The sequence below is a fragment of the Patulibacter sp. NPDC049589 genome, from assembly GCF_040675535.1.
GTDB lineage: Bacteria > Actinomycetota > Thermoleophilia > Solirubrobacterales > Solirubrobacteraceae > Patulibacter.
On the sequence record NZ_JBFAPC010000252.1, the window covers coordinates 1 to 5,238 of the forward strand.

General features: G+C 76.4%; 7 protein-coding genes. 3 read left to right on the plus strand and 4 right to left on the minus strand.

What is annotated here, in order from left to right; translation table 11 throughout:
- Nucleotides 1–143: 143 nt before the first annotated feature.
- Nucleotides 144–803 (minus strand): hypothetical protein, encoded by a 660-nt coding sequence (locus AB0L40_RS26260; RefSeq protein WP_364361508.1) that lies wholly within the window; start codon nucleotides 801–803, stop codon nucleotides 144–146.
- A gap of 144 nt (nucleotides 804–947) precedes the next feature.
- On the opposite strand from AB0L40_RS26260, the gene AB0L40_RS26265 reads away from it, so the two are divergent.
- The 3 genes from AB0L40_RS26265 to AB0L40_RS26275 all read left to right on the plus strand — a co-directional run bounded on the left by AB0L40_RS26265 (nucleotide 948) and on the right by AB0L40_RS26275 (nucleotide 2,488).
- Complete coding sequence (locus AB0L40_RS26265) at nucleotides 948–1,676, plus strand: ElyC/SanA/YdcF family protein (RefSeq protein ID WP_364361510.1); 729 nt, start codon at nucleotides 948–950, stop codon at nucleotides 1,674–1,676.
- 7 nt (nucleotides 1,677–1,683) lie between these two features.
- On the plus strand, nucleotides 1,684–2,019 hold the full coding sequence (locus tag AB0L40_RS26270; RefSeq protein ID WP_364361512.1) for a DUF3253 domain-containing protein: 336 nt from the start codon (nucleotides 1,684–1,686) through the stop codon (nucleotides 2,017–2,019).
- A 232-nt stretch (nucleotides 2,020–2,251) separates the two neighbouring features.
- Nucleotides 2,252–2,488 (plus strand): hypothetical protein, encoded by a 237-nt coding sequence (locus tag AB0L40_RS26275; RefSeq protein ID WP_364361514.1) that lies wholly within the window; start codon nucleotides 2,252–2,254, stop codon nucleotides 2,486–2,488.
- A gap of 165 nt (nucleotides 2,489–2,653) precedes the next feature.
- Here the strand turns inward: AB0L40_RS26275 and AB0L40_RS26280 are convergent, their stop codons facing one another.
- The 3 genes from AB0L40_RS26280 to AB0L40_RS26290 all read right to left on the minus strand — a co-directional run.
- Entirely contained in the window at nucleotides 2,654–2,995 is a 342-nt protein-coding gene (locus AB0L40_RS26280; protein WP_364361516.1) for a hypothetical protein, read from the minus strand.
- A 3-nt stretch (nucleotides 2,996–2,998) separates the two neighbouring features.
- A complete protein-coding gene (locus tag AB0L40_RS26285; protein ID WP_364361518.1) occupies nucleotides 2,999–3,430 on the minus strand; it encodes a cupin domain-containing protein in 432 nt (143 codons plus the stop codon).
- A 26-nt stretch (nucleotides 3,431–3,456) separates the two neighbouring features.
- Nucleotides 3,457–5,238, minus strand: a 1,782-nt coding sequence (locus tag AB0L40_RS26290; protein ID WP_364361520.1) for a VanW family protein, incomplete at its 5' end; no start/stop codon positions are given.

A 5,238-nucleotide genomic window follows, 5' to 3' on the forward strand; every position in this document is an offset into this window, starting at 1 on the left:
TCCCCCGCGCCCCCCCACCCCGCCCGCCTTATCGTTTTGTTGGTGCATTTCTGCGGCCCCTCCCCGTGGTGCCGTCGCGCGGACGGCGCGACGCCGTCGTGCGCCCGAAGGGCGGCGGGATCCCGCGCCGGGACCGCGCGCCCTCATCGCCGGGTCACCGGGACCTCGCGGAACACCGGCCAGCTGCCGACCTGGACGTCCACCGCGTCGACGCCCTCCGGCGGCGCCGCGAACATCCAGCTGGCGTCGATCGGCAGGCCGTCGGCCCCGCCGGCCCAGGTCATCGAGGCGAGCACCTCGCCCTCGCTGTCCTCCAGCGGCGCGTGACGGCGGAGGTGAACCGGATCGATCAGGTGCGCGTCGACCACGTCGGTGTTGCGGCCCGGGTCGATCTCGTAGAGCGTCGGGGCGTACGGGGCCCTCCCGCCCTCGAACCGCGGCGCGTCCCACGTCCACCCGTGGACGACGGCCGTGAAGCGCAGGGTCGCGAGCCGCCCGCGGACCGTCAGCCCGCGCACCAGCAGGTCGGCGGTGGGCCGGACGTCGGCCGGCGCGTCCTCGGGGGTCCGCAGCGCGACCCGCCGCCGGGCGATCACGTCGCGGTCGTCGGTCCGTCCGGGCCACGCGCCGGAGCGGTCGCGGCCCGCGGACGACGACGCGCCCGCGGGACGATCCCCGCCGGCGGACGTCGACGCCGCGGGAGGCCCGGCGCCGCCGTCACCCCCGCAGGCCGCCAGGAACGCGGCGCAGGAGACGGCGGTGAGGGCCCGGGCGGCGCGGCGCCCGGAGGGGGACTGGAGCATGGCCGGGACGCTACGAGCGCCGGTGTCGCGCGGGACCCCGGGACGGTGCCGACTTCGCGCCGGCTCGCGCGCGATCCTCCGCCGCAGCGACGCTCCTCCCGGCGACCGGCCCCGGGCCGATCGCGTGCGGGCTACGCTGTCGGTGTGCGTGCGTTGCCCCGGTCCCGACCGCTCCGGCTGCTGCTGGGGCTCGTTCTCGTCCTCGCCGCGGCGGTCTCCGCGAGCAACGGCTACGTCCTCGCGCGCGGATCCGGGGGCACCGACGACGTCGCCGCCGTCCGCCCCGCGCAGACCGCGATCGTCCTCGGCGCGCTCGTGAACCCCGACGGGCGCATGAGCGGCATGCTTCAGGACCGCGTCGACCGCGCGCTGCAGCTCTGGCGGGCCGGCAAGGTCCACCGGATCCTCGTCTCGGGCGACCACCTCCGCTGGGGCTACGACGAGCCGACGACCATGCGTCGGGCCCTCCAGAAGGCCGGGGTCCCGGGCTCCGCGATCTTCACCGACCACGCGGGCGTCGACACCCGCGCGACGATGGTGCGCGCCCGCGAGGTCTTCGGGGTCCGCGACGCGGTCGTCGTCACGCAGGGCTTCCACATGGCGCGCTCGCTGTACCTGGCCCGCGCCGCGGGAATCAGCGCCCAGGGCGTCACGAGCGACCTGCACCGCTACGGCCGGCAGGGCCAGAAGAGCGACGTCCGCGAGGTCCTGGCCCGGACCAAGAGCGTCGCCGCCCAGGTGCTCGGCCAGCACGTGCTGCTCGGGCCGTCCCACCCGATCGCCGGCGACGGACGCCTGAGCTGGGGCCCGCCCGGGCCCCCGGGCCCCGCCCGCTCGGCCGGTCCGGCCGGCGTCACGACCCCGGCTCCCTGAGTCCGGCGTGTCCTCGGACGACCGGATCCGCGAGACGATCGACGGGCTCCTGGACGCCCGTCGGGCCGGCGCCACGATCTGCCCGTCCGACGCGGCCCGGGCGCTGCGCCCGGACGGCGACTGGCGGGCGCTGATGGACGACGTGCGGCGCGTCGCGGCGGACGAGGCCGGGGCCGGGCGGCTCGAGCTCCGGCAGGGCGGCCGGCCGGTCGATCCGTCCGGGGCCCGCGGCCCGATCCGCCTGGGCCGGCCCCCCCGTGCCGGGCGACGGCTGACCCGCCGCCCGCCCGGCACCGCCACGCGCCCCGCGGGCCGGGGCCCCCCACCGCCGCGAGCCCTGTGACGTCGGTCGCGGGCCGGACGTCGCGGAACTCCAGCGGACGTGGAGGTCTACGGCGTAGCGGACGCCTCCGGCAGGGCCCCGCACGTACGCCGTCCCCGACGGGACGACGCCCTCCGCGCCCACTCCCGAGAACGAATGTACGAGAACGTATTTTCGCGTAGGATGACCGCGTGAACTCGCTCGTATCCCGATCCGCGCGTTCCTCGCAGCCCCTCGACCCGGAGACGACGGCATGATTCCCGCCGGATCGCCTCCGGAGCAGGCGCTCGACGAACCGTTCCGTGATCCGACCGCACCGGGCGGGTCGGACCAGCTGATCGGGGGTCCGGCCGCGCCGCGACAGACCCGGCGCACGGTCGACGCCCTCGAACGCCTGCGCACCCGGCTGGCGAACACCCAGCTGCTCCTCGACGACTACCTGGCGCGCCTCGACGCGCCCGTCGCGTCCGGCGCCGCCCTCGCCGACTGACCACCCGGGCCCGGCCGGCCCGGCGTCCCTCCGCGTGAGGGGCGCCGGTGCCACCCCCATCCGCCGGGCCCGCTCGCCTCGGACCGTCCGCATCCGGTCCACCTCGTTCGAGCTCGTCGACGGACCCGGCGCCCGTGGACCCGGAGGCCGGGAAGGGCTGGGCGCTCAGACCCGCCCGACGGCCGACTCCGCGGCCAGCGCCAGCAGCTCCTTCGCCGCGGACGCCGGGTCGGCGATCACGAAGAGGTGGGTCGTCCCCCGGCCCTGGTCGAGTGCCAGGCGCGGCCGCAGCCCGCCCGCGAACGCGTCGAGCACCCGGACCCCCGCGACGCGGAAGCCCGTGACCTCGGCCAGCGGCAGCGCCCAATCGGGCTCCTTCAGCCGCCGCTCCAGCGGCGAGGGGCGGAACACGACGTCGTCGCCGAGCACGAGCAGGGTGCCGCCCGCCGCCCGGAACCGGCTGCCGACGCGGCTCGCCCCGCGGCCCCAGCGCTGCTCCCCGGTCACCGCTCAGGCGCTCCGCAGCTCGGACGCCGGCAGGTCGTCGGGCAGCGGCACGTCCGCCACGGACTGCGGCTCACCGTCCCAGGCCGCGTACGCGCGGGCGTCGCGGGGCTCGTGCTCCCCGTAGCCGCCGAGCGCCAGCACCGACAGGCGCTCGGGCCCGCGGTTGAGCAGGCTCCGGCGGACCTCCGGCGCGATCCGGATCAGCTCGTCCGGGCCGAAGTCGTGCTCCCCGTCCTCGAACGCCACCGTCAGACGGCCCGCGAGGACGAGGTAGACCTCCTCCTGGCGCTCGTGCTCGTGGATCCGCATGCGCTGGCCGGGCTCCAGGACGAGCTGGTTGATCCCGAAGCTCGTGACGCCGAGCGGCTTGCGCAGCCGGTTGAAGCGCTCGGGAGCGGTCGGGGCGAGCTTGGCGGTGCTGAAGGACGCGGCCATGTCGGGACCCTAACGCGCCGCGGGGCTCACTCCGAGGACCCCTCCTGCTCGTTCTCGTAGCGGGTGGTGGACGCCTGCGAGTCCGTGCGGCCGTCCCCGTAGCGGATCGTCCGGGTGACGGTGATCTGGAAGTCGCCGCCGTCGGCCTTCTCGCGGTCCCCGGCCTTCGCCGTGACGCGCCGGCCGCCGTTGTCGCCGTAGAGCGTGACCGTCACGCCGGCGTCGTCGTAGCTCGTGCGGATGAGCACCGGGGCGTCGGTGTCGTTCGTCCACCGCATGTCGATGTCGGGGAAGTTCAGCGTCGACTCGCGGCCCGGCGGATAGCGGTCGATGTAGAGGCTGTGCGGCTGGTGGGCGTCGATCTGCAGGCCGGCGAAGTACGCGGCGTTGTACATCGTCGTCGAGAACTGCGAGACGCCGCCGCCGATCGACGGCTCGATCCGGTTGTCGGAGATGAACGGCGCCTCGACGTAGCCCTTGGCCTTCGTCCGCTCGCCGGTGATGCCGTTGAGCGAGAACTGCTGGCCCGGCGCGATCACGGTCCCGTCGACGGTGCGGGCCATCTGCCGGATGTTCGTCACCCGGGGCTGACCGGCGACGTAGGGCGTGGTGAAGGTGCCGATCAGGCTGTCGATCCTCCGCGCGGTCGTGGAGGTGACCTTCGGCTGCACCGTCTTCCGGGGGACGGCGACCGTGTGCCGGCCGGCCCGGATCGCGGTCTCGATGCGGGTCGCGAGCAGGTCGCGCCGGACCTCGCGGCCGACGCGGCCGGCCCGGACGGTGACCGAGGCCGACTTCGGCCGCCAGCTGACGTCGCCCTTCTCCGTCAGGCTCGCGCCCGACGCGGGGGCCGACACCGTGGCGTCGCGGGCGACCTTGCGGCCGCGCTTGACGATCCGGTCCAGGAGCGCGGTCAGCGCCTTGCCGCCGGCGCCGAGCGTCGCGCTGCGGCCGTCCTCGCGGCTCTCGAGCGCGAGCAGGTCGGCCGTCTGCGCGGTGGTCAGGGTCAGCGGCGAGCCCGCGCCGGTCAGGCGCAGCGGCTGGCGCAGGTACTCCTCCGCCGCGCCGGCGAGGGTCTGCAGGTCCGACGCCGAGACCGCCGGGACGGCCTTCAGCGGGACGTCCAGCGGACCGCGGCGGCCGGCGCGCAGCTCGCGGCGGATCCGCGACACGAGCTTGGCGGTGTCGACCGTGCGCCCGGCCCGGGACTTCGTGGTCGAGACCTCGAGCGTCTCCGGGTCGACCTTCAGGGCGCCGGCGTAGGCGCCGCGGGCGACCTTCTCGGTCACGCCGGCCAGCGCCTTGCGGGCCTTGGTGGTGTCGAACGTCGAGCGGACCGGGACGTCGCGGTGGGTCACGAGGCCCTTCAGGGGGCCGACGATCGCGTTCAGGCCGCCGCCGCGACCGGCGTCGACGGCCGCCTTGGCCGTGGCGTCGAGGTCGATCGCGTAGCCGAGGTCGGACGCCTTGACGGCGATGGTGTCGCCGTCGGCCCGCAGGAGCACGGTGCGCTGCGCGCCGAGGACCGGGCCGAGGCGCTCGGCGATCCGGTCCGCCGGGATGCCCGCGACGGAGATCCCCGCGACGCGGGTCCCGGGCAGGGCCTCGCCGTCGTGGCTCTTGCCGATCACGAGCGACGTCACGACGACCGCGAGCACGAGCACCAGGACGACGCTGAGGGCCACGAGCCGGCCGGTGATCCGGCGCGGCGCCGCGGGGCGGGCGCCGCCGGGGCGCCGGGGGCCGTCGGCGGAGGGACGACGCGGGCCGTCCCCGGACGGCCGGCGCGGGCCGCTCCCGGACGGTAC